Genomic DNA, 23,365 nt, shown 5'->3' on the forward strand with positions numbered 1-23,365 from the left:
AAGTGTAGCAGAGGCACCGTCCGTTCTTGTGAAGGGGCGCACGAGCACCCCCCTCCAACCGGGTGGATACTCGATGGCATGAGCACCACGGAGCGTCCCAGGATCCTCATTGTCGGGGGTGGGTACGTAGGCCTGTACGCGGCGCGACGCATCCTGAAGAAGATGCGTTACGCGGAAGCGACCGTCACGGTCGTCGACCCGCGCTCGTACATGACGTACCAGCCCTTCCTCCCCGAGACCGCCGCCGGCAGCATCTCGCCGCGCAACGTCGTCGTCCCGCTGCGACGCGCTGTGCCGGGAGCCGAGATTCTCACCGGCCGCGTCACCACCATCGACCAGGACCGCAAGGTAGCCACGGTCGCCCCGCTCGTCGGCGAGGCGTACGAGGTGCCCTTCGACTACCTGGTGATCGCGCTCGGCGCGGTCTCCCGCACCTTCCCGACCCCCGGCCTCGCCGAGGTGGGCATCGGTATGAAGGGCGTCGAGGAGGCCATCGGCCTGCGCAACCACGTGCTCGAGCAGCTCGACAAGGCCGAGTCCACGACGGACGAGGAGATCCGCCGCAAGGCGCTCACCTTCGTCTTCGTCGGCGGTGGCTTCGCGGGCGCCGAGACGATCGGCGAGGTCGAGGACATGGCGCGCGACGCCGCCAAGTTCTACAAGAACGTGAAGCGCGAGGACATGCGCTTCATCCTGGTCGACGCCGCCGACAAGGTGCTGCCCGAGGTCGGTCCCGAGCTGGGCGTCTACGGCCGCAAGCACCTGGAGTCCCGCGGCATCGAGGTCTACCTCTCGACGACGATGCCCTCCTGCGTGGACGGTCACGTGGTGCTGAGCAACGGCCTGGAGGCCGACTCCAACACGGTCGTCTGGACCGCCGGTGTGAAGCCGAACCCGGCGCTCGCCCGCTTCGGTCTCCCGCTCGGCCCGCGCGGCCACGTGGACACCAGCGCGACGCTCCAGGTCCAGGGCACCGACTACATCTGGGCCGCGGGCGACAACGCCCAGGTCCCGGACCTCGTCGGCCGCAAGAACGGCAACCCGAACGCCTGGTGCCCGCCGAACGCGCAGCACGCCATGCGCCAGGCCAAGGTCCTCGGCGACAACGTGGTCTCGGGCATGCGGGGCTTCCCGCAGGGCGAGTACAAGCACGCCAACAAGGGTGCGGTGGCCGGTCTCGGCCTCCACAAGGGCGTCGCGATGATCGTCCTGGGCAAGATGAAGATCAAGCTCAAGGGCCGTCTCGCCTGGTACATGCACCGTGGCTACCACGGCATGGCCATGCCGACGTACAACCGCAAGATCCGTGTGATCGCCGAGTGGACGATCAACATGTTCCAGAAGCGCGACATCACCGCGCTCGGCGCCCTGGAGACTCCGCGCGAGGAGTTCTACGAAGCCGCCAAGCCGGCTCCGGCGCCCAAGCCGGCCGCCGAGGCGTCGCCCGAGAGCGACAAGGCCGGGGAGAAGGCCAAGGCCTCCTGATCCGGAGCATGTCCGCGACTCCGTAGGACCCACGCAACCCCGAAGGGGCCGCTCGCCATCCGTGGTGCGAGTGGCCCCTTCGGCGTTCCTCCGACCATATACATGGCCTGTACACATATTTTGCCCATCCGTGACGCGAACACGGGACTGCGGAATGCGCCCCTCGGTGTTTACGTGGTGTTGGACCGTTCCGGGATTTCCCCTGTCACGGAGGTGTGCGCCATGCAGGACGCCGCACAGCGGCTGAAGAACATCGCCGAGCGGCTGCTCGGCAGCGAACTCCCGGTGCGCCTGCGCGCCTGGGACGGTTCGGAGGCCGGTCCCCCCGACGCCCCCGTCCTCGTCGTCCGCAGCCGGCGCGCCCTGCGCAGGCTGCTGTTCAAGCCGGGCGAGCTGGGCCTCGCGCGCGCGTGGGTCGCCGGTGAACTCGACGTCGAGGGCGACCTCTACGCGGCGCTCGACGTCCTGGCCGGACTCATCTGGGAGCGGGACCCGGACGCCGAGGGCGAGCGCAGATCCCTCGTCCAGGCCCTCAGGGACCCCGAGGTGCGCGCCGCCGCCAAGGACCTGGCCAAGCTGGCCGGACCCTTCCCGCCGCCCGCCCCGCCCGCCGAGGAGAGGCGCCGCAGGAGCCGCCTCCACCTGCACACCAAGGGCAGCGACAAACAGGCCATCAGCCACCACTACGACGTCGGCAACGACTTCTACGAGCTGGTCCTCGGCCCCTCGATGGTCTACTCGTGCGCGTACTGGGCCTCGCCCGGCGCCACGCTCGAATCGGCCCAGCGCGACAAGCTCTCCCTCGTCGCCCGCAAGCTCGACCTCAAGCCCGGCATGCGCCTGCTCGACGTGGGCTGCGGCTGGGGCTCCATGGCCATCCACGCCGCCCGCGAGCACGGAGTGAGCGTCGTCGGCGTCACGCTCTCCCAGGAGCAGGCCGCGTACGCCAGGAAGCGCGTCGCCGAGGAGGGCCTCACCGACCGCGTCGAGATCCGCGTCCAGGACTACCGCGACGTGCGCGACGGCCCCTACGACGCCATCTCCTCCATCGGCATGGCCGAGCACGTCGGCTCGGCCCGCTACCTGGAGTACGCGACCGACCTGTACGCCCTGCTCAAGCCCGGTGGGCGGCTGCTCAACCACCAGATCGGCCGCCGCCCCCAGAGGGACGAAACGGCGTACGAGGTCGACGAGTTCATCGACGCCTACGTCTTCCCCGACGGCGAGCTGGCCCCGGTCGGCACGACCGCCGGGCTCCTGGAGCGCGCCGGGTTCGAGGTCCGCGACCTGGAGGCGATCCGCGAGCACTACGCGCTCACCCTGCGCCAGTGGGTGCGCAACCTGGAGGCCCGCTGGACCGAGGCCCTGAAGCTGGTCAGCCCCGGCCGCGCCCGCGTCTGGCGCCTCTACATGGCGGCCTCCGCCCTGAGCTTCGAGCGCAACCGCATCGGCGTCAACCAGATCCTCGCCGTGAAGACCCCGCAGGACGGGGCGTCGGGGATGCCGCTGCGGGCGCGCACCTGGAACTGATGCCCTTGTGAGGCGTACGGGAACGGGGGCGCCCGGTGCTGACCACCGGACGCCCCCGTTCCCGTGAATACCGGGCCGCTACTCGGCCTTGATGGCCGACAGCATGTTCAGGCGGGCGGCGCGGCGGGCCGGCCACAGGGCGGCCAGGATGCCGACGACCGCGGCGAGCGCGAGGAAGACGCCCATCCGGCCCCAGGGCAGGACCAGCGCGTACGTCGACATGGTCTTGCCGATCAGCTCACCCGCGGCCCAGCCGAAGAACACGCCGAGGCCGATGCCGAGCACGCCGCCGAAGAGCGAGATGACCAGGGACTCCAGGCGGACCATGCGCTTGATGCCCTTGCGGTCGATGCCGATCGCGCGGAGCATCCCGATCTCCTGCTGCCGCTCGAAGACCGACATCGCGAGGGTGTTGACGACGCCGAGCACGGCGACGATGACCGCCATGGCGAGCAGACCGTAGAGCATGTTCAGCATCAGCGTGAACATCTGGGCCACCTCGTTGGAGATGTCCTGACGGTCCTGGATCTTGATGGCCGGGTTCTCGCCGAGCGCCTTGGTCAGCTTGTCCTTCGCGGCGTCGGAGGCGCCGCCGTCCGTCTTGACCATGACCTGCATGTCCGAGACACCGTCGGTCATGTGCGGGGTGAGGGTCGGGGAGTCGACCATGATGCCGCGGATCATCTCGTTGGCCTCGTAGACGCCCGCGACGGTCAGCCGCTGCTTCTTTCCGTCCTCGTAGGTGACGGTGAAGCCCGAACCGGCCTTCCAGTGGTGGTCCTCGGCCGTCTTGTCGTCGACGACCACGCGCGTGCCGCCGATGGCGAAGGTGCCGTCCTTCACCGGCAGTTCGACGAGCTGCTCGATCGTCCTGCCGTTGACGCCGGTCAGGTCCTCGCCGTCGCCGCCGATCACGGCCGGCGAGTTGGCCAGGCCGCTGGTGGCGGTGGTCCCCGAGGTCTTGTTCAGGGTCTCGCGCACGTCGGCGGAGAGCGTGTTCCCGTTCGCCATGGAGACGACGTAGTCGGCCTTGATGGAGTCGGCGGCCATCTTGTTGATCGCCGACTGGACGCTGCCCGCGATGACCGTGAGGCCCGTGATCAGCGTCAGGCCGATCATCAGCGCCGAGGCGGTGGCGGCGGTGCGGCGCGGGTTGCGGACCGAGTTGAGGCGGGCCAGCTTGCCGGAGATGCCGAAGGCGCGCAGCAGCGGGGCCGCGGCGGCGATCAGCGGGCGGGAGAGCAGCGGGGTCAGGATGAAGACGCCGATGACGAGCAGCGCGGCGCCGAGCGCCATCGGGGCCTGGCCCTCGTCGCCCTTCATGGTCGTGGCGGCCAGCACGGCGGCGACGCCGACGGCGGAGACCAGTGAGCCGAGCGTGTTGCGCAGGACGAGGGACTTGGCGGTCGGGGCGGCGTGCACCGCGTTCATCGCGGCGACCGGCGGGATCTTCGCGGCGCGGCGGCCCGGCAGCCAGGCGGCCAGCATCGTGATGAGGACGCCGACGACCAGCGCGGAGACGACCGTGCCGCCGGTGACGACGAGCGGCCCGTCCGGGATGATCGCGCCCGTGCCGTTCATCAGGGAGCGCATCCCCGCGCCGATCCCGATGCCGACGGCCAGACCGGTGACGGCGGCCACCGCGCCCACCACGAACGCCTCGAGGAGCACCGAGCGCGTCACCTGGCGGCGCGAGGCGCCGACGGCGCGCATCAGGGCCAGCTCCTTGGTGCGCTGGGCGACCAGCATCGTGAAGGTGTTGGCGATGATGAAGATGCCGACGAAGAGCGACACGGCGGCGAAGCCGAGCAGCAACTGCTTCATGGAGCTCATCGACGAGGAGATCATCTCGGCCTGCTCGTCGGCGAGGTGCTGGCCCGTCTCCGTGTCCACGTTCTTCGTGCCGAGCGCCTTGTCGAGCTGGGCGCGCAGCTGGTCCTCGGTGGTGCCCGCGGCGGCCTTCACGTCGATCTCGTCGTACGCGCCCTGCTTGTGGAAGAGCTGCTGCGCGGTCGCCGTGTCGAACAGGGCGAGGGAGCCGCCCGCGGTGACGTTGCCGTCGTCGGTGGTGAAGACGCCGGTCAGGGTCGGGGCGAGGACCGGCCCGTCGACGGACATGCGGACCTGGTCACCGATCTTGTACCCGGCGCGCTTGGCCGTCTCGGCGTCGAGCGCGACCTGGCCCTTGCCGTGCGGGGCCGTGCCCTCCTTCAGCGGGTAGCGGCTGTCCTTGGCGCCCCAGTAGTTGCCGCCCTTGGTGGAGAAGCCGTTGCCGACGAGCTTGCCGTCCTGGTCGGCGACGGCGGCGTACCCGCTGAGCACGCCGGTCGCGGACGCGGCGCCCGGCACGCTCTGCGCCTTCTTGAGCGTGGCGTCGGTCAGCTTGATCTCCTCGCCGACCTTGTCGTCCGTGCTGTCCTTCCAGCCGGGCGTGACGGCGACGTCGACCTGGTCGAAGCCCTTCGACGAGGACTTCTCCAGGGCGGAGGAGATGGTGTTGGTGAAGACGAGGGTGCCGGAGACGAAGGCGACGCCGAGCATGACGGCAAGGACCGTCATGAGGAGGCGGGCCTTGTGCGCGAAGACGTTGCGCAGGGCGGTACGGAACATGGGTTTCTGCCAGTCCAGGGGTGGGCGGGGCGCCCTCGGCCTAGTCGCCGTAGGGGCTGCTGTTTCGTCGGCGGACGCGCGTGCGTCGTGGTTGCTCGCGCAGTTCCCCGCGCCCCTTCGGGGCGCGTACTGCGGGCGGGGTCAGCTCGTGCGGCCCTTCGCGTCGAAACGCTTCATACGGTCGAGGACGCGGTCCGCCGTCGGCTCGTACATGTCGTCGACGATGCGGCCGTCGGCCAGGAACACGACACGGTCCGCGTACGCCGCCGCCACCGGGTCGTGGGTGACCATGACGACGGTCTGGCCCAGTTCGCGCACGGAGTTGCGCAGGAAGCCGAGAACCTCCGCGCCGGAGCGGGAGTCGAGGTTGCCGGTGGGCTCGTCGCCGAAGACGATCTCCGGGCGGGAGGCCAGGGCGCGGGCCACCGCCACGCGCTGCTGCTGGCCGCCGGAGAGCTGGGAGGGGCGGTGGCCGAGGCGGCCCGACAGGCCCACCATGTGGATCACGTTCTCCAGCCACTGCTTGTCGGGCTTGCGGCCCGCGATGTCCATGGGGAGCGTGATGTTCTCCAGGGCGGTCAGCGTCGGCAGCAGGTTGAACGCCTGGAAGATGAAGCCGATCTTGTCCCTGCGCAACTTCGTGAGCTGCTTGTCCTTCAGGGAGCCCAGTTCGGTGTCGCCGATGCGGACCGAGCCGGAGGAGAAGGTGTCCAGGCCCGCGACGCAGTGCATCAGCGTCGACTTGCCCGAGCCCGACGGGCCCATGATCGCGGTGAACTCGGCCTGCCGGAAATCGATGGTGACCCGGTCCAGAGCGACCACCTGGGTCTCGCCCTGTCCGTAGACCTTGGAGAGATCCGTGGCGCGGGCGGCCGCGGTGGTGGTCCGGCCGGCGAGGGGAGTGGTGGTCACGGGAGGGTGCTCCTGTCGGGACGAGTGCTGGGGACGTTTCCATCGTCTCGGCCGCCAGGGCGCGTGGAGTCAGCCGCTGTTCCCGTATCCGGGGGCGACTTCGGTCGGACCGCGCGGGGCGGCGTCATACCTGGGGATGACACGGAGCCCTGACAGGGGCGCACTTGTGCGCCTCCCCGGCGGGCGGTGAAATTCCGTCAATCCCCGACGACGGGCCGTCAACCGTGGAAGGGCCCCCGGCAAGTGCGTATGGCTACTGTCGTGGGCTGATGCACCCTCAGACGCCAATAAAATAAGACAACATCGGGCCATCGGCCCGCTGGCCGGGGGAGGCCGCCGGATAGGCTCGGACGGTCTACGCGGAGCCCCACAGCCTGCCCGGATGGTGGAATGCAGACACGGCGAGCTTAAACCTCGCTGCCCTTCGCGGGCGTACCGGTTCAAGTCCGGTTCCGGGCACCTCCGACTTCCTTCACCTTTCCCGTCCCGTCGCGGTCGCGCGCGTGACGGGCGCCCCATTGACAGCGGCGTCGCCGCGGCAGAGGATCCCGCTAGCCCCATCAGGTGAACGAAAGTTCGCCTGGCGAACGCAGCGTGGAGAGGGATCCGTATGCGCACCACCGTCGGGATCGTCGGAGCGGGCCCCGCGGGCCTCCTCCTCGCCAGGCTGCTGCACAACGCCGGGATCGACTCCGTCGTCCTGGAGAGCCGCGACCGGGCCTACGTGGAGCGCCGCCAGCGCGCCGGGATCCTGGAACAGGGCACCGTCGACGTGCTGCGCGCCGCGGGCGTCGGCGCGCGCATGGACCGCGAGGGCCTGCCGCACGACGGCATCGAGCTGCGCTTCGACCGCCGCCGCCACCGCGTCGACTTCCCGGCCCTGACCGGCGGCCGGTCGGTGACGGTCTACGCCCAGACCGAGGTCTGCAAGGACCTGATCGCCGCCCAGCTCGCCGACGGCGGCCCGCTCCTCTTCGAGGCGGAGGCGCTCGCGGTCGAGGGCGCCGAGAGCGACACCCCGCGCGTCCGCTACCGCCACGAGGGCGGCGAGCAGGTCCTGGAGTGCGACTACGTCGTGGGGTGCGACGGGTTCTGGGGCGTGGCCCGCGCGGCGGTGCCGGACGCGCTCTCCGCCACGTACGAACGCACGTACCCCTTCGGCTGGCTCGGGATCCTCGCCGATGTCGCGCCCTCCCACGACGAACTGGTCTACGCCCGCAGCGACCGCGGTTTCGCCCTGCTGTCCATGCGCTCGCCCACCGTCACGCGCGCGTACCTGCAAGTTCCCGAGGGCACGGACGCCGACACCTGGAGCGACGAGGAGATCTGGGACGAGCTCGACCGGCGCCTGGAGGTCGACGACCCGGACTGGCGCCTCGCCCGCGGACCGATCACCGCCAAGTCGGTCACCCCCATGCGCAGCTACGTGCACGAGCCCATGCGGCACGGCCGGCTCTTCCTCGCGGGCGACGCCGCCCACATCGTCCCGCCGACCGGCGCGAAGGGCCTCAACCTCGCCGTCGGCGACGTCGTCACCTTCGCCCGCGCCCTCACCGCCCGCCTGGACAAGGGGGACACCACGCTCCTCGACGCGTACTCCGCCACCTGTCTGCGCCGCGTCTGGCAGGCCGAGCGGTTCTCGTACGCGATGACGACCATGCTGCACCGCGCGCCCGACGCGACCGCGTTCGACGACCGGATCCAGCTCGCCCGGCTCGACCGCGTCACCACGTCGCGCGCCGCCGAGACCGACCTCGCGGAGGCGTACACCGGTCTCCCGCTCTGAGCGGGGCCGTCCGTGCCCCGCTGCGGAACAACGGGAGTACCCCGCACGTTGTGCGGTAACAGGATGGGAAAGATCCTCCCTGAGCACTAGGGCCAGATCTTTGCCAGCCCATTACTCTTGTGGCAAGGCCATACACGGTGGCCATGGAGGAGTGAAATGAGGAGCAGCAACCCGGTCTTCTCGCGACGGGGGTTCAGCCGCGACAACGGCTACGCGCAGTTCACCGCGCAGCCGCAGGCCGGGGGCCCCGCGGTCGGTACGCAGGCCAACCCGTACGGCCAGGCGCCCGCCGGCAACCCGTACGCGCAGAACCCCTACGCGCAGCAGGACGTGCAGTACGGCGCTCCGCAGGCGCCCGCCACCACCGGCCGCATGACGATGGACGACGTCATCATGCGCACGGCCACCACCCTCGGTGTCCTGATCGTCACCGCGGCGCTCGCCTGGGCGCTGCTGCCGGTCGACGACGCCAACATCGGCAAGTCGTACGGCATCGCGATCGGCGCCGGCCTCGTGGCGATGGTGCTCGGCTTCGTCCAGGCGTTCAAGCGCTCGGCGTCCCCGGCGCTGATCATCGGTTACGCGGCTCTCGAGGGTGTCTTCCTCGGCGTCGTGTCGAGCGTCGTCGACAACCGCATCGCGAGCGGCGCGGCCATGCAGGCCGTGCTCGGCACGATGGCCGTCTTCGCGGCGGTCCTGATCGCCTACAAGGCGGGCTGGATCCGGGTCAACCGGCGCTTCTACGGCTTCGTGATGGCCGCCGCGATGGCGTTCATCCTGCTGATGGCCGTGAACCTGCTGTTCGCCGTCTTCGGCGGCGGTGACGGTCTCGGCTTCCGCAGCGGCGGTCTCGGCGTCGTGTTCGGCATCGTCGGCATCCTGCTCGGCGCGTGCTTCCTGGCCCTGGACTTCAAGCAGGTCGAGGACGGCATCGCGTACGGCGCCCCGAAGGAAGAGGCGTGGCTCGCCGCCTTCGGTCTGACCATGACGCTGGTCTGGATCTACATGGAGTTCCTGCGGATCATCGCGATCCTCCAGGGCAACGACTGACCGGTCGCCGGATGAGTCGAGGGGCCCGCGCACTTCGGTGCGCGGGCCCCTCGCCGTCTGTGTGTGGGGGAGTCGGGCGGCTAGCCGAACCGTCGAGCGGCGCGCCTGAGGTCGTACTCGTGGATGATCGCTTTGGCGTGGCCGTACGCGAGGTCGTGCTCCCCGCGGAGCCAGCTCACCTTCTCCTCGAAGCGTAGGAAGCAGGGGCCTTCTTCGACGGTGCGCAGCCAGTCGGAGATCTCACGACCGGTGCAGTGGGGGATGCGAGCCAGCAGATTGCGGTGGGTCTCCGCGTAGAAGACTTGGGACATCGGCGCCTCCGGAACGCTTCGATGTGGCCTGTCCTTTCCCGCCACCGTGCCTGAGCGCCGCACGCTTGTAAACAGCTACAGTCGCCGAGTGCTTGATACGACGCCTTTGACTGCCGCGGTGGACCAGTTCGCGGACCGGCTGCGGGCCGCGCCGCAGAGCCGGCTGCAACGGGGGGCCGCCGCGGAGGCCCTGTCCCTGGCCAGAGAGTTGTCCGCGCGGGCCCAGCGGCTGGAGGAGCCGGGGGCGCCGGTGCGGGAGATGCCCGACGCCGGGATGTTCGCGGCGGCGGACCAGGTGACGGTCGCCGCGCGGGATCTGGCGGTCGCCCTCCGGGAGCCGGGCGAGCTGGCGGACGCTGTGGACCTGGTGGAGACGGCCATGAAGCGGGCCGGGGTCTAGGGACGACAGGCCCTGGCGACCCGGGGGCACGGGGCGCGGCGGTCAGGCCGACGCTATGACGCGGTCCGCCAGGATGTAGACGTTGTCGCCGCCCGCGCACTCGAAGGTCAGGGCGTACGCGCCGGAGACGCCGGAACCGCCGAGCAGGACCGGGCTGTCGCCGTCGCGCAGGGCCGCGGCGAGCTGTTCCGCCGTCTCGCGGTGGCCCGGGGTCATGCACAGCGTCGTCCCGTCGGCGAAGACGTAGACGTCCAGCGTGCCGAGCGGGCCGGGGCGGACGTCGGACAGCGCGGTGCGGGTGTGCGCCAGCTCCTCCAGGCACGCCACCGTGCGCTCGTGGTCGCTGACGACCGGCGACTGCACGGGCACGAAGTCGGGGTGCGAGGGGTGGCGGCGCCGGGCGGCGGCCAGCTCGGGCGACTCGCTGGGGGCACCTCCCTGGACGGAGTCCTTGGGGGAGAACTCGTCCTCCGGCTCCAGGGCCGACTCGACGACCGACTCGACCACCGGCTCCACGACCGGCTCCAGGCCCGCGAAGTCGGACTGGCGCGGCATGAAGAAGTCGCCGCCGAGCACCTCGTCCAGGGACGCCCCGCCGCCGAGACCGCCGCCCGCGAGGAACGGGGGCAGGTCCGAGGTGTCCCGGGCCTCCTGCGCCGCCCAGAACGCCCGCGCCTCCGCCAGCTCGCGCTCCCGCTCCTCGGCGAGGGCGTCGGCGACGGCCACGCGTATGGCGTCCATGTCGGCGCTCAGCTCCGAGGTGGTGCGTGCGGCTGGCACGCCCGGGTGCGCGCCGGTGGCACGGGCGCGTGACACCTCTTCGCGCAGGTCCGCGATCTGTCGTCGCAGACCCCGGACGTTGTGCAGGGTGGCGGCGCCGACGGCCGTGGCAGCGGCCGTGGCGAGCAGCAGTGCAAGAGGGATGGCGCTCACTGACGTACTCCCGGTTTCAAGTCGACCCCCGACTTCCTACATCAGCTTGAAGCCTGGACGAACCCGCTGTCAGTGCATTACGTCACGAAATGGACAGGTCTTTTGGCCAGGCGTTTAGCCCACAAATGGTGCGGGTACCGCCCTGACCTGCGAAATCCCTCTCCCCCGAGATGTACGTCACATCCTGGGGGAGATTGGATCACGATTCCGTTGCCCGGCCGCCCGGCCGGGCCCGCAGGTCAGCTGAGGCGCTCGACGACCATGGCCATGCCCTGGCCGCCGCCGACGCACATCGTCTCCAGGCCGAACTGCTTGTCGTGGAACTGGAGGCTGTTGATCAGCGTGCCGGTGATGCGGGCGCCGGTCATGCCGAAGGGGTGGCCGACGGCGATGGCGCCACCGTTCACGTTCAGCTTGTCCTCGTCGATGCCGAGGTCGCGGGCGGACGGGATGACCTGCGCCGCGAACGCCTCGTTGATCTCGAACAGGTCGATGTCGCCGACGCCGAGACCGGCCCGCTTCAGCGCCTGCTTGCTCGCCTCGACCGGGCCCAGACCCATGATCTCGGGGGAGAGGCCGGAGACGCCGGTGGAGACGACGCGGGCCAGCGGGGTCAGGCCAAGGTCACGCGCCTTCGTGTCGGACATGATCACCAGGGCGGCGGCGCCGTCGTTCAGCGGGCAGCAGTTGCCCGCCGTGACCATGCCGTCGGGGCGGAAGACCGGCTTCAGGCCCGCCACGCCCTCCATCGTCACGCCGGCGCGCGGGCCGTCGTCCTTGCTCACGACCGTGCCGTCCGGGGTGGTGACCGGGGTGATCTCCCGCTCCCAGAAGCCGTTCTTGAGCGCTTCCTCGGCGCGGTTCTGCGAGCGCACGCCGAAGGCGTCCATGTCCTCGCGGGTCACGCCCTTCAGGCGCGCCAGGTTCTCGGCGGTCTGGCCCATCGCGATGTACGCGTCCGGGACCAGGCCGTCCTCGCGCGGGTCGTGCCAGGTCGTGCCCGTCTGCTCGGCGACCGCGGCGGTACGGGCCTCGGCCTCGGCGAAGAACGGGTTACGGGTGTCGGGCAGCGAGTCCGAGTTGCCCTTCGCGAAGCGCGACACCATCTCGACGCCCGCCGAGATGAAGACGTCGCCCTCGCCCGCCTTGATCGCGTGCAGCGCCATGCGTGTGGTCTGGAGGGAGGAGGAGCAGTAGCGGGTGACCGTGCAGCCCGGGAGGTGGTCCATGCCCATCTGGACGGCCACGATGCGGCCCAGGTTGTTGCCCTGCTCGCCGCCGGGGAGGCCGCAGCCGAGCATCAGGTCGTCGATGTCGCGCGGGTCCAGCTCCGGAACCTTCGCGAGCGCGGTCTGGATGATCGTCGCGGTCAGGTCGTCCGCGCGCAGGTCCTTCAGGGAGCCCTTGAACGCGCGGCCGATGGGGGAGCGGGCGGCTGAGACGATTACGGCTTCGGGCATCACGGCTCCAAGGGTTTCCGGGGGCGTCCGTTCTGGCGAACGGCGGGACCGCTTCGGAAGTTACCCGTACGTATGCCGTGGGTCACGGGTGCGGGTGTGTGACGCCTGCCGCATTTTTCTAAGCGCTTGCTCAGGGCTCCGCCGGGTGTGGCGGGTCTTTGTGCGGGGCTCTGATGGGTTGGCGCCCGGCGACCCGTTTCGGGGCTCCGCCCCGGACCCCGCTCCTCAATCTCCCCCAGCTAACGCTGGGAGGTACCCCCAGAGGGGCTCAAAGGGGGCTCAATCGCTGGAGGGGCTCAAAGGGAGGGCTCAATCGCTGGAGGGGCTTGAGTTGGCTGGGCTGGAATGGGTGGGCATTGGGTCCTGGGTCGGGACCCTGCGGCGCTTGCGGCGTTTCAGTAGGGCCCATGGGCCTCGGGGGCCCGTCGGCATCGCGGCTGTGACCTCCGTGCCGCCCTCTTCCACCGCCTTCGCCGCCGCGCGGGCCACCGGGAGGAAGCCCTCCGCGCGGGAGACGTCGGGGCGTTCCTCGTCCGGCCAGAGGCCGAGGGCCGCGCACAGGGTCGGCAGGACCGCCATCGCCGCCGTCTGGTAGCCCTCGGCCGAGGGGTGGAAGTTGTCCGGGCCGAAGAGTTCGCGCGGGTTCGCCGAGAACTCGGGGCCGAGCAGATCGCCGACGGAGACCGTGCGGCCGCCCTGCTCGACGACGCCGATCGTCTGGGCCGCGGCGAGCTGGCGCGAGGCGCGGCGGGCGAGCCAGCGCAGCGGCTGCTGCACCGGTTCGACCGAGCCCAGGTCGGGACAGGTGCCGACCACGACCTCCGCGCCGGCCGTGCGCAGCCGCCGTACCGCCGCCGCCAGGTGCCGGACGGACTTGGTGGCGGGGATGCGGTGCGTCACGTCGTTGGCGCCGATCATGATGACGCAGACGTCGGGACGCCATTCGGGGTCGGCGAGGACCAGCGCCACCTGCCGGTCGAGATCGTCGGACATGGCGCCGGGCAGGGCGACGTTACGGAGCTGCACCGCCCGCTCCGAGACCGCCGCGAGGCCCGACGCGAGCAGCGCGCCCGGGGTCTGCCGGGCCCGGTGCACGCCCTGGCCCGCGGCCGTGGAGTCCCCCAGCATGGCGAAGCGCAGCGGCTCCGCGCGCGCCTCCCCGTACGTCGTGCCGTAGAGGCCGTCGGCGGAGGGGAGGTGGACCGGCGTCGTGCCGTGGTTGCCCACCTGGCGCCGCGCGAACTGCACCTCCGCCAGCACCACCCCGACCGCGGCCGCGCCCAGCAATCCGATCCCGCCGCCGCCGTACGCCGCCCCCGCGGCGATCCGCCGTGCCACCCTTGCCCTGCTCGACATGTTCCGCGGCCACCTCTTTCGCTTTTACGGCTCCATACGTCCTTGCCCCGTAAGCACGGTCGGTCAATCGCAACCGGGGATGAAGGCCCGATGTCCGGCATACGCTGAACACAACCGTCTGTAGGAGACCCGGAGACAACGTGCAGATCCACGATTCGATGATCAGCCTCGTCGGCAACACCCCGCTGGTGAGGCTCAACAAGGTGACCGAAGGACTCCAGGCGACCGTCCTGGCCAAGGTCGAGTACTTCAACCCCGGCGGCTCCGTGAAGGACCGCATCGCGCTGCGCATGATCGAGGCGGCCGAGAAGAGCGGGGAGCTGCAGCCCGGCGGCACGATCGTGGAGCCCACCAGCGGCAACACGGGTGTCGGCCTGGCCATCGTGGCGCAGCAGAAGGGGTACAAGTGCATCTTCGTGTGCCCCGACAAGGTTTCCACGGACAAGATCAACGTGCTGCGCGCGTACGGCGCCGAGGTGGTCGTCTGCCCGACCGCCGTCGACCCGGAGCACCCGGACTCGTACTACAACGTCTCCGACCGCCTCGTACGTGAGACGCCGGGCGCCTGGAAGCCGGACCAGTACAGCAACCCCCACAACCCGCTCTCCCACTACCACTCCACGGGCCCCGAGCTGTGGGAGCAGACGGAGGGCCGCATCACGCACTTCGTCACGGGCGTCGGCACGGGCGGCACCATCTCCGGCACCGGCCGCTACCTGAAGGACGCGAGCGAGGGCCGCGTCCGGGTCGTCGGCGCCGACCCCGAGGGCTCGGTCTACTCGGGCGGCTCCGGGCGCCCGTACCTCGTCGAGGGCGTCGGCGAGGACTTCTGGCCGTCGGCCTACGACCGTGAGGTCGCCGACGAGATCGTCCCGGTCTCCGACAAGGACTCCTTCCAGATGACCCGCCGCCTCGCCAAGGAGGAGGGCCTCCTGGTCGGCGGCTCCTGCGGCATGGCGGTCGTGGCGGCCCTGCGGGTGGCGGAGCGGCTCGGCCCGGACGACGTGGTGGTCGTACTGCTTCCGGACAGCGGGCGCGGGTACCTCTCGAAGATCTTCAACGATGAATGGATGGCCGATTACGGGTTCCTGGAGGACTCCGGGCCCAGCGCGCGCGTCGGCGACGTGCTCAAGGACAAGGACGGCGGCTCGCTGCCCGAACTCGTCCACATGCACCCCGAGGAGACGGTCGGTCAGGCCATCGAGGTCCTCCGCGAGTACGGCGTCTCGCAGATGCCGATCGTGAAGCCGGGGGCGGGACACCCGGACGTGATGGCCGCCGAGGTCATCGGCTCGGTCGTGGAGCGGGAGCTGCTCGACGCGCTCTTCGCCCAGCGGGCCTCGCTGACCGATCCGTTGGAGAAGCACATGTCGGCGCCGCTGCCGCACGTCGGCTCGGGCGAGCCGGTGGAGGACCTGATGGCCGTGCTCGGCACGGCGGACGCCGCGATCGTGCTGGTCGAGGGCAAGCCGACCGGTGTCGTCAGCCGCCAGGACCTGCTGTCCTTCCTCGCCAGGGGCGTCCGCAAGTAGGCCCCTGCGGGCCCCGGGCGGGTCCCGGGCGGGTGCGGCGCAGGTCCCGCGCGCCGGGTTCGGGAAAACGGTACGCGCACGTCACGTGCGCGCAGCACCCGCTTAACACGGGTCCGGCACATTGGTGGATGTCGGAAGGGGCGGGAGCGGCTCCCCGCCTCCGACGGCACCGAGCGGCGTCAAGGACGGTTTCGGAGCGGCTCCCGGATCTCCATGGACGCCCTGGGCGTGGCAACCCGGTTCTGACCCGGTCGCGCGCCCTTCGCGGGGACCGCCGTCGTCCCGCCCCCCGTCACAGGGGGTGCGGCGGTCCCCGCGCAAGCTCATTCCGTGAACAGGCCGCGCTCCGCCGCCCGTACGTCGAACTCCTCCAGGCGCGCCTGGGCCTCGGGCAGGCCGTCGCACATCGCCTCCAGGAGGACGCGGCCCAGCAGCATCGGCGCGCACGCCGTGTCGAAGGCGAGGCCCGTGCCGACGGCGGCGGGCAGCAGCAGGTCGGAGTGGGCGGCGACCGGGGCGAACGCCGAGTCCGCCACCGTAACCACCGTCAGGCCGGCCGACTTCGCGTAGGCGAGGGTGTCGACGACCTCGCGGGGGTGGCGGGGCAGCGCGAAGCAGAGCAGGGTCGTGGCGCCCGCGCGGACGGCCGCGTCGATGCGGTCGGCGAGCATCGTGCCGCCCTCGTCGAGGAGGCGGACGTCCGGGTGGACCTTCGCCGCGAAGTACGAGAACCCGTACGCCTGGGAGGCCGCCGCGCGCAGCCCGAGGACGAGGAGGGGCTGGGAGGCGGCGAGGAGCGCGCCGGCCCGTTCGACGGGGGCGGGGTCCGCGAGGAGATCGGCCAGGTGGCGCAGGTTGGCGATCTCGGCCTCGACGGCCTGCTGGTACTCGTTGGCGCGGGTGTCGGCCGTGGGTTCGGCCGGGGCCACTTCGCGCAGGTGCTTGCGCAGGGCCGGGTAGCCGTCGAAGCCGAGCGCGACCGCGAAACGGGTCACGGAGGGCTGGCTGACCCCGGCCAGTTCGGCCAGCTCCACGGAGGACAGGAACGGCACGTCGGCCGCGCGCCGCACCATGCAGTGCGCGATGCGGCGCTGGGTGGGGGTGAGACGGTGGCCCTCGAAGAGGTGCTGGAGGCGGGCGGCTGGGCTGTGTCCGCCGGGGTTGCCGACCGGTTCGCCGGTGCCGTTGGTGGTGTGCTCGGTCATGTGTCCCCGTCCGTCCCGCGCCCCGCGCCGTCCAGTCCAGTCCATTCAGTCAATCTTGGCCGTGCATGATGCTATTCAGGCAGCGGTGTCCGGCGCCAGGGCCCGGGGGCCGGTCACTCCGTGAAACGGTCGAGCAGGGCCGCCGCGCGTTCCACGTCGCCCGTCAGTGGGCGGTCCGTCAGGTCCGGTTCGAGGGTGGCGGTGGCGAGGGCGAAGGCGCGGCCCACCGGCAGGTCCTCGTCGGGGCGGTGGTCGCGCAGGCGCAGGGCGCGGGTCGCCGCGACCAGTTCGCAGCCGACGACCTGGCGGTAGGCGGCGCAGGCGCGCAGGGTCTGGCGGGCGGCCAGGGAGGCGAAGCTGGCCTGCTCCTCGACGCCGCGCGAGAGGACCGCGTGGCCGAGCGAGGCGGGTGCGGAGAAGGCGCGCAGGTCGCCGAGTGCGGCTCCGGCGGCGTACTCCAGGATCATCACGCCCGACGCGCCGGGTTCGCCGTCGGCGAGGAAGGGGCGCAGGCGGGTGTACGCCGGTTCGTTGAGGGTGGACAGACGGGACGTGGAGAGGCGGGCGACCTGGGTGACCGCCAGCCTGAAGTGGTCCAGGGCCAGTGCCAGTTGGGCCATGTAGAAGCCGCCGTGGTGGTACGCCGTCATGTCCTCGGGGGAGATCAGCGGGTTCTCCGCCGCCGCGTTGATCTCGACCATGAGGACCGCTTCGAGCGCGTCCGCCGCGTCCTGCGCCGGGCCGTGGATCTGCGGCACGCAGCGGAAACCGTACGGGTCCTGGATGCGGCCGAGCGGTGGGGTCGGGCGGTCGGGGGCGCCGAGGAGTTCGCGCATCCGGGCGGCGACCTCGTACGAGCCCTTGTGGTGGCGGGCCTCGTGGACGGGGAGCGCGTAGGCCTCGTACGAGCCGTCGACGGCCAGGAGGCTGAGCGCGGCGACGAGCTGGGTCGCGGCCAGCAGGGAGCGCAGTTCGTGCAGGGCGAGCGCGGACTGGCCGAGGGTGAGGGCGTTGCTGGAGATCAGGGCGAGCGCGTCGTTGTTGTCGAGCGGCTGGGCGGCGGGTGCCGTGCCCTTGCCGCGCCAGGGGTGTTCGCCGGCGAGGGCGAGTCCCATCTGGGCGAGCGCGGCGATGTCGCCGGTGCCGACGGAACCGTGCTCGTTGACCGCCGGGTAGGAGCCGTTCTCCAGCGCCTCGCACAGGGCGGTGACGACGGTGGGGCGCAGGCCCGCGCCGCCCGCGAGGAGCTGGTTGGCACGGACCGCGAGCATCGCGCGGACCTCGCGCTCGGGCAGCTCGTCGCCGATCGCGCCCGCGTGGCTGCGCAGCAGGCGCAGACCGTGGTCGGCGGCGGCCTCCGTCGGCACGTCCTCGCTGCGGTTGGCGCCGACGCCGGTCGAGCGGCCGTAGACGCGGCCCCACGCGGCGATCTCGCGGGCCGCGTTCCAGGAGTCCTCTACGCGTTTCATGGCCTCGGTGCCGGGAACGGGCCGGGCGTCCGCGTCGGCGAGGCGGACCACGTCGGGAACCGGGAGGCCGTGGCCGTCGAGGACGACGACCGGGGGCGGCGGTGTCGTGTCCATAGGGGGCATCACGCGCTGTTCCTCCTCGAACGGGCTTGAAGGTGCCTGTAGTGGTGCCAAACGCCGCCGGAACTGCCGTCGCGTCTCACATCCCGGGCCGGCCGGGGCGATTTACCAGCGATTTTCGCGGGGGCATTGACAAGTTATTCACGCACCGAGAACTCTGCATGACGGTATGCAGGCCGGGCAAGAGGACTACAGAGGCGCTCCATGATTCAGTTCGAAGCGGTCCACAAGCGGTTCCCGAACGGCACGACAGCGGTCCACGACCTCTCGCTCGACATGCCCGAAGGAGGCGTCACCGTCTTCGTCGGCTCCTCCGGCTGCGGCAAGACGACCAGCCTCCGCATGATCAACCGCATGGTCGAGCCGACGTCCGGCACCATCCGCGTCGGCGGGCGTGACGTCCTCGACCAGGACGCCGCCGAACTGCGCCGCTCCATCGGCTACGTCATCCAGCAGGCCGGCCTCTTCCCGCACCGCACCGTCCTCGACAACGTCGCCACCGTGCCGCTGCTGCTCGGATGGGGGCGCAAGAAGGCGCGTGCCGCCGCCGGTGAGCTTCTGGAGCGGGTCGGGCTCGATGCCGAGATGGGCAAGCGGTATCCGCACCAGCTCTCGGGTGGGCAGCAGCAGCGGGTGGGGGTGGCGCGGGCGCTCGCCGCCGATCCGCCGGTGCTGCTGATGGATGAGCCGTTCGGGGCCGTCGACCCCGTGGTGCGGACGCAGTTGCAGGATGAACTGCTGCGGCTGCAGGAGGAGTTGGGCAAGACCATCGTCTTCGTCACCCATGACATCGACGAGGCGGTGCGGCTCGGGGACCGGATCGCCGTGTTCCGGGAGGGTGGGCATCTTGTGCAGTGTGCGCCTCCTGCGGAGCTTCTGGCCCGGCCCGTCGATTCGTTCGTGGCGGACTTTCTCGGGGCCGAGCGCGGGTTGAAGTTGCTGTCGCTGAGTGTGGTGGCGGATGTGGCTCAGGGGCCGATGCCGGACGGTGGTGACTGGGAGCTGGTGCTCGACCCGGCTCGGAGGCCCCTGCGCTGGCGTGCGCGGGGCGGCAGCGGGGCCGAGGCGCCCGTACGGCCGTTGCGTGATGCGGATTCGCTGCTTTCGGCGCTGAATGAGTCCGTCGCGGCGCCGTCCGGGCTGGTGGCCCGGGTCGATGCGGACGGGGTGTTCACCGGGGTTTCGTCCCGGGACGACATCCATGCGCGGGCTGGTGCTGCTCACGCCTCGGCCCTGTCCGGCGCACCGTCACGGGGCTCCGCCCCGGACCCCGCTGCTCAATCGCCGCAGGGGCTTGATAAGCGGGGCTCCGCCCCGGGCCCCGCTGCTCAATCGCCGCAGGGGCTTGATGTGCCGCAGGGGCTGGAGTCGGCTGACTCGGACGGGCGTGGCGTCGCATGAGTATCGACTGGGACTGGATCGGATCCCACGGGTCCGATCTCACCACCCTCACCCTCTCCCACCTCCAGGCCGCCTTCAGCGCCGTCGCGTTCGGGCTGCTCATCTCCCTCCCCCTCGCCGTCCTCGCCCACCGGGTCAGGGTCCTGCGCGGCTTTCTCCTCGGGATGTCGAACGTCCTGTTCACGATCCCGTCCATCGCCGTCTTCGTTCTGCTCCTCCCGGTCTCCGGACTCACCCGCACCACCACCGTCATCGGCCTGACGATCTACACCCTGGTCGTCCTGCTGCGGAACACCGTCGAGGGTCTCGACTCCGTGCCGCAGAAGACGAAGGAGGCCGCGAAGGCGATGGGGACGCGGCCGTTGCGCGCCCTGCTCACCGTCGAGCTGCCGCTCGCGCTGCCCGTGATCATGGCGGGCGTACGGATCGCGACGGTCATGTCGATCTCCCTCGTCTCCGTGGCCACGTACATCGGCGACGGCGGGCTCGGCCAGCTGTTCACCGACGGGTTCCAGCGCAACTTCCCGACCCCGGTGATCGTCGGCGTCGTGCTCACGCTGCTGCTCGCGCTCGTCGCGGACGCGCTGCTCGTCCTCGTACAGCGGCTGCTCACGCCGTGGGCCCGTACCCCTGCCCGTGCGCGTGCCCGTACCCGCACCTGGCCCCGGATCCGGAAGGCCTGATCACCACCATGTACGAACTCTTCAAGAACCTCGGCTCCTGGCTGGTCAGCGGCGAGCAGTGGACCGGGCCCGACGGCATCGCGCACCGGCTCGCCGAGCACCTGCAGTACTCGTTGATCGCCACGCTCGTCGCCGCCGCGATCGCGCTGCCCGTCGGTCTGCTCATCGGGCACACGGGGCGCGGCGCCTTCGTCGCCATCAACCTGTCGTCGTTCGGGCGCGCGCTGCCGACCGTGGGCCTGGTCGTGCTCGTCTTCCTGGCCAGCGGGTTGTCCATGTGGCCCGTCTACATCGCCCTCGTCGCGCTCGCCGTGCCGTCCATCGTGACCAACACGTACGCGGGGATGACCGCTGTCGATCCGGAGGTGAAGGACGCGGCGCGCGGGCAGGGGATGCGCGCCCACCAGGTCCTCTTCCAGGTCGAGTTGCCGCTCGCGCTGCCGTTGATCATGACAGGGCTCCGGCTCGCGCTGATCCAGGTCGTGGCGACGGCGACCATCGCCGCGTACGTCTCCTTCGGCGGGCTCGGCCGCTACGTCTTCGACGGGCTCGCGCAGCGGGACCTCGTGCAGGTGCTCGGCGGGGCCGTCCTCGTCGCGGTCGTCGCCGTCGTCCTCGACCTGGCCCTCTCCGGGCTCCAGCGTCTCCTCTTCCGCCACCGTCCCGCCGCCCTCAAGTCGGCCTAGGAGCAATGAGAGCAATGCAGATGAACCGACGTACTCTCCTCGGCGGGCTGTTCGCCGCGGCCTCCGTGCCCGCGCTCGCCGCCTGCTCCAGCGGCATCACCTCCCTCGAAGGGGACGGCTCGGGCGGCGGTGGCGGCGGCTCCAGCAAGAACGGCGTCACCATCGGCACCGCCAACTTCACCGAGAACCAGGTTCTCGGCCACCTCTACGCCGCCGTGCTCGAAGCGGCCGGGGTGAAGACGAAGGTCCGCCCCAACCTCGGCACCCGCGAGATCCTCATCCCCGCGCTCAAGGGCGGCGACATCGACCTCCTGCCCGAGTACCAGGGCGCCCTCCTCCACTACCTGGACACCAAGGCCGACGCCACCGAGGAGGGCGAGATGCAGAACGCCCTCGCCATGGCGCTCCCGGCCGGGCTGCAGATCCTGCCCTACGGGATGGCGGAGGACTCGGACGCGTTCGTCGTCACCCGGGAGACCGCCGAGAGGTACGGGCTGAAGTCGCTTGCCGATCTGGCGAAGCACAACGGGAAGCTCGTCATCGGTGCCGCACCGGAGGTGAAGAAGCGGCAGGTCGGGGCTGTCGGGCTCAAGGACGTGTACGGCGTCGAGTTCAAGGAGTTCAAGTCGCTCGACTCCTCCGGGCCGCTGGTGAAGGGCGCCCTGAAGAAGGGCGACGTCGACGTGGCGAACCTGTTCACCACCGACACCGACATCGCCGCCAACCACTGGGTCGTCCTCACCGACCCCAAGAACCTCGTCCCCGGCCAGCACGTCGTCCCGCTGATCGCCGACCGCAAGGCCGACTCGACCGTCCGCAAGGCGCTGGCCCGGCTCGGCAACGTACTCACCACCGAGCAGCTCACCGAGCTGAACCGGCTCGTCGACAAGGACAAGAAGGACCCCGAGGACGTCGCGAACGACTACGCGCGCGAGCACGGGCTCAGCAAGAAGTAGTCGCGGAAGAAGCAGAGGAAGTTCCATGGCAGCGGTAGTGGAGAAGCACTCCATCGACGTCGTCCCCGACAGCGAGCGGCACGGGCGCGCCTTCAACCAGTTCACGCTCTGGGTCGGCGCGAACCTGCACATCACCGCCGTCGTCACCGGCGCGCTCGCCGTCGTCTTCGGCGGCGACGTGGTCTGGTCGCTCGTCGGCCTCGTCCTCGGCAACCTGCTCGGCGGCGCCGTCATGGCGCTGCACTCCGCGCAGGGGCCGAAGCTCGGTCTGCCGCAGATGATCCAGTCGCGGGCCCAGTTCGGCGTCAAGGGCGCGATCGTGCCGCTGCTGCTCGTCATCCTGATGTACGTGGGCTTCTTCGCGAGCGGCAGCGTCCTGGCCGGGCAGGCGACGGCCGAGCTGACGCACACCGACGACACCACCGGGATCATCCTCTTCGCGCTGGTCACGGCCGTGCTCGCGGTCGTCGGCTACCGCGTCATCCACGTCCTGGGCCGCGTCGCGAGCGTCATCTGCGCCGTCGCCTTCGTCTATCTCGGGATACGGCTCCTGGACCGCGCCGACCTCGGCGACCTGCTGAGCGACGCGCACTTCTCGCTGCCGATGTTCCTGCTCGCCGTGTCGCTCTCCGCGTCGTGGCAGCTCGCGTTCGGCCCGTACGTCGCCGACTACTCGCGCTACCTGCCGCGCGACACCAGCGCCAAGGCCACGTTCTGGTGGACGCTGTCCGGCTCCGCTCTCGGCTCGCAGTGGTCGATGACGTTCGGCGTGCTCGTCGCGGCGACCGCCGGGGAGGCGTTCCTCGACAACCAGGTCGGCTACGTCGTCTCGCTCGGCGGCGCGGGCGCGGTCGCCTCCGTCTTCTACTTCGTGATCGCGCTCGGCAAGCTCACCGTCAACGTCCTCAACACCTACGGGGGCTTCATGGCGATGGTGACCGGCGTCAGCGGCTTCCGGGGGCAGCGGGTGCTCTCCCAGCGCGGCCGGACCGTCTACATCGCGCTGATCATGGTCGCGGGCACGGCGGTCGCCCTCGCGGGCAAGGACAGCTTCCTGTCGTCGTTCAAGGACTTCCTGCTGTTCCTGCTGACGTTCTTCACGCCGTGGAGCGCCATCAACCTGGTCGACTACTACCTGATCTCGCGCGAGCGCTACGACATCCCGGCCCTCGCCGATCCGCACGGCCGCTACGGCGCCTGGCGCTGGAAGGCGCTGCTTGTGTACGGGATCGGGCTCGTCGCCCAGTTCCCGTTCCTGGCCACCTCCTTCTACACGGGGCCGCTCGTCGATCCGCTCGGCGGCGCGGACGTGTCGTGGATCGTCGGCCTCGTCGTCCCGGCCGCCCTGTACTGGCTGCTCGCGCGCCACGACACCGCGCACGTGCCGGAGGCGACGATCCTGGAGGCGCCGCACACGGGACCAGTGGCCTCGGGCGTGGCCCCCTAGGGGTTCCCCAGGGGTTGTCGCCCCGGCAAGAGG

The 23,365-nt window shown here is 70.8% G+C and carries 19 protein-coding genes and 1 tRNA gene; 12 read left to right on the forward strand and 8 right to left on the reverse strand.

The features are described 5' to 3' along the window. Positions 1–78: 78 nt before the first annotated feature. A complete protein-coding gene (locus N5I75_RS17585; protein WP_476678600.1) occupies positions 79–1,485 on the forward strand; it encodes an NAD(P)/FAD-dependent oxidoreductase in 1,407 nt (468 codons plus the stop codon). Positions 1,486–1,707: 222 nt separating this feature from the next. Beyond that, the gene (locus tag N5I75_RS17590) at positions 1,708–3,015 is read left to right on the forward strand and encodes a class I SAM-dependent methyltransferase (protein WP_476678601.1); all 1,308 of its coding nucleotides are present in this window, start codon (positions 1,708–1,710) and stop codon (positions 3,013–3,015) included. Positions 3,016–3,093: 78 nt separating this feature from the next. On the opposite strand, the gene N5I75_RS17595 is transcribed toward N5I75_RS17590, so the two are convergent. Both N5I75_RS17595 and N5I75_RS17600 read right to left on the reverse strand, forming a co-directional pair. Next, positions 3,094–5,625, reverse strand: a complete 2,532-nt coding sequence (locus tag N5I75_RS17595; protein WP_476678602.1) for an ABC transporter permease — start codon at positions 5,623–5,625, stop codon at positions 3,094–3,096. 141 nt (positions 5,626–5,766) lie between these two features. Continuing rightward, a complete protein-coding gene (locus N5I75_RS17600) occupies positions 5,767–6,537 on the reverse strand; it encodes an ABC transporter ATP-binding protein (RefSeq protein ID WP_476678604.1) in 771 nt (256 codons plus the stop codon). 376 nt (positions 6,538–6,913) lie between these two features. On the opposite strand from N5I75_RS17600, the gene N5I75_RS17605 reads away from it, so the two are divergent. The 3 genes from N5I75_RS17605 to N5I75_RS17615 all read left to right on the forward strand — a co-directional run bounded on the left by N5I75_RS17605 (position 6,914) and on the right by N5I75_RS17615 (position 9,373). After that, positions 6,914–6,996 (forward strand) — tRNA-Leu (locus tag N5I75_RS17605). A 151-nt stretch (positions 6,997–7,147) separates the two neighbouring features. Beyond that, complete coding sequence (locus N5I75_RS17610; RefSeq protein WP_476678605.1) at positions 7,148–8,323, forward strand: 4-hydroxybenzoate 3-monooxygenase; 1,176 nt, start codon at positions 7,148–7,150, stop codon at positions 8,321–8,323. Positions 8,324–8,479: 156 nt separating this feature from the next. Then, positions 8,480–9,373 carry a Bax inhibitor-1/YccA family protein gene (locus N5I75_RS17615; protein ID WP_476678607.1) on the forward strand — a complete coding sequence of 298 codons (894 nt, stop codon included), beginning with the start codon at positions 8,480–8,482 and terminating at the stop codon, positions 9,371–9,373. A gap of 80 nt (positions 9,374–9,453) precedes the next feature. Here the strand turns inward: N5I75_RS17615 and N5I75_RS17620 are convergent, their stop codons facing one another. After that, complete coding sequence (locus N5I75_RS17620; protein ID WP_361071810.1) at positions 9,454–9,684, reverse strand: DUF4287 domain-containing protein; 231 nt, start codon at positions 9,682–9,684, stop codon at positions 9,454–9,456. A gap of 88 nt (positions 9,685–9,772) precedes the next feature. Here N5I75_RS17620 and N5I75_RS17625 point away from each other — a divergent pair, with 88 nt between their 5' ends. Beyond that, complete coding sequence (locus N5I75_RS17625) at positions 9,773–10,084, forward strand: hypothetical protein (RefSeq protein WP_476678609.1); 312 nt, start codon at positions 9,773–9,775, stop codon at positions 10,082–10,084. A 42-nt stretch (positions 10,085–10,126) separates the two neighbouring features. On the opposite strand, the gene N5I75_RS17630 is transcribed toward N5I75_RS17625, so the two are convergent. The 3 genes from N5I75_RS17630 to N5I75_RS17640 all read right to left on the reverse strand — a co-directional run bounded on the left by N5I75_RS17630 (position 10,127) and on the right by N5I75_RS17640 (position 13,833). Then, positions 10,127–11,017 (reverse strand): hypothetical protein, encoded by an 891-nt coding sequence (locus tag N5I75_RS17630; protein ID WP_476678611.1) that lies wholly within the window; start codon positions 11,015–11,017, stop codon positions 10,127–10,129. 239 nt (positions 11,018–11,256) lie between these two features. After that, entirely contained in the window at positions 11,257–12,477 is a 1,221-nt protein-coding gene (locus N5I75_RS17635) for an acetyl-CoA C-acetyltransferase (protein WP_476678613.1), read from the reverse strand. A 309-nt stretch (positions 12,478–12,786) separates the two neighbouring features. Then, the gene (locus N5I75_RS17640; protein WP_476678615.1) at positions 12,787–13,833 is read right to left on the reverse strand and encodes an SGNH/GDSL hydrolase family protein; all 1,047 of its coding nucleotides are present in this window, start codon (positions 13,831–13,833) and stop codon (positions 12,787–12,789) included. A gap of 140 nt (positions 13,834–13,973) precedes the next feature. Between N5I75_RS17640 and N5I75_RS17645 the strand changes: the two genes are divergently transcribed. Then, on the forward strand, positions 13,974–15,365 hold the full coding sequence (locus N5I75_RS17645; protein WP_476678617.1) for a cystathionine beta-synthase: 1,392 nt from the start codon (positions 13,974–13,976) through the stop codon (positions 15,363–15,365). Positions 15,366–15,688: 323 nt separating this feature from the next. On the opposite strand, the gene N5I75_RS17650 is transcribed toward N5I75_RS17645, so the two are convergent. Both N5I75_RS17650 and N5I75_RS17655 read right to left on the reverse strand, forming a co-directional pair. Then, a complete protein-coding gene (locus tag N5I75_RS17650) occupies positions 15,689–16,570 on the reverse strand; it encodes a MurR/RpiR family transcriptional regulator (RefSeq protein ID WP_476678619.1) in 882 nt (293 codons plus the stop codon). Between the two features lie 113 nt (positions 16,571–16,683). Next, a complete protein-coding gene (locus N5I75_RS17655) occupies positions 16,684–18,162 on the reverse strand; it encodes an aromatic amino acid ammonia-lyase (protein ID WP_476678621.1) in 1,479 nt (492 codons plus the stop codon). A gap of 201 nt (positions 18,163–18,363) precedes the next feature. Between N5I75_RS17655 and N5I75_RS17660 the strand changes: the two genes are divergently transcribed. Genes N5I75_RS17660 through N5I75_RS17680 form a run of 5 tightly spaced genes read left to right on the forward strand, consistent with a single transcriptional unit; the run spans position 18,364 to position 23,332 of the window. Further along, positions 18,364–19,560, forward strand: a complete 1,197-nt coding sequence (locus tag N5I75_RS17660; RefSeq protein WP_476678623.1) for an ABC transporter ATP-binding protein — start codon at positions 18,364–18,366, stop codon at positions 19,558–19,560. Beyond that, entirely contained in the window at positions 19,557–20,243 is a 687-nt protein-coding gene (locus N5I75_RS17665; RefSeq protein WP_476678625.1) for an ABC transporter permease, read from the forward strand. Before N5I75_RS17660 ends, N5I75_RS17665 begins: the two co-directional genes overlap by 4 nt. Positions 20,244–20,251: 8 nt before the next feature. Then, complete coding sequence (locus N5I75_RS17670) at positions 20,252–20,929, forward strand: ABC transporter permease (protein ID WP_476678627.1); 678 nt, start codon at positions 20,252–20,254, stop codon at positions 20,927–20,929. A gap of 20 nt (positions 20,930–20,949) precedes the next feature. Beyond that, positions 20,950–21,885 carry an ABC transporter substrate-binding protein gene (locus N5I75_RS17675; RefSeq protein WP_476678629.1) on the forward strand — a complete coding sequence of 312 codons (936 nt, stop codon included), beginning with the start codon at positions 20,950–20,952 and terminating at the stop codon, positions 21,883–21,885. 25 nt (positions 21,886–21,910) lie between these two features. Further along, positions 21,911–23,332 (forward strand): purine-cytosine permease family protein, encoded by a 1,422-nt coding sequence (locus N5I75_RS17680; RefSeq protein WP_476678630.1) that lies wholly within the window; start codon positions 21,911–21,913, stop codon positions 23,330–23,332. Positions 23,333–23,365: the final 33 nt, after the last annotated feature.

Source organism: Streptomyces sp. R818, from assembly GCF_056172735.1.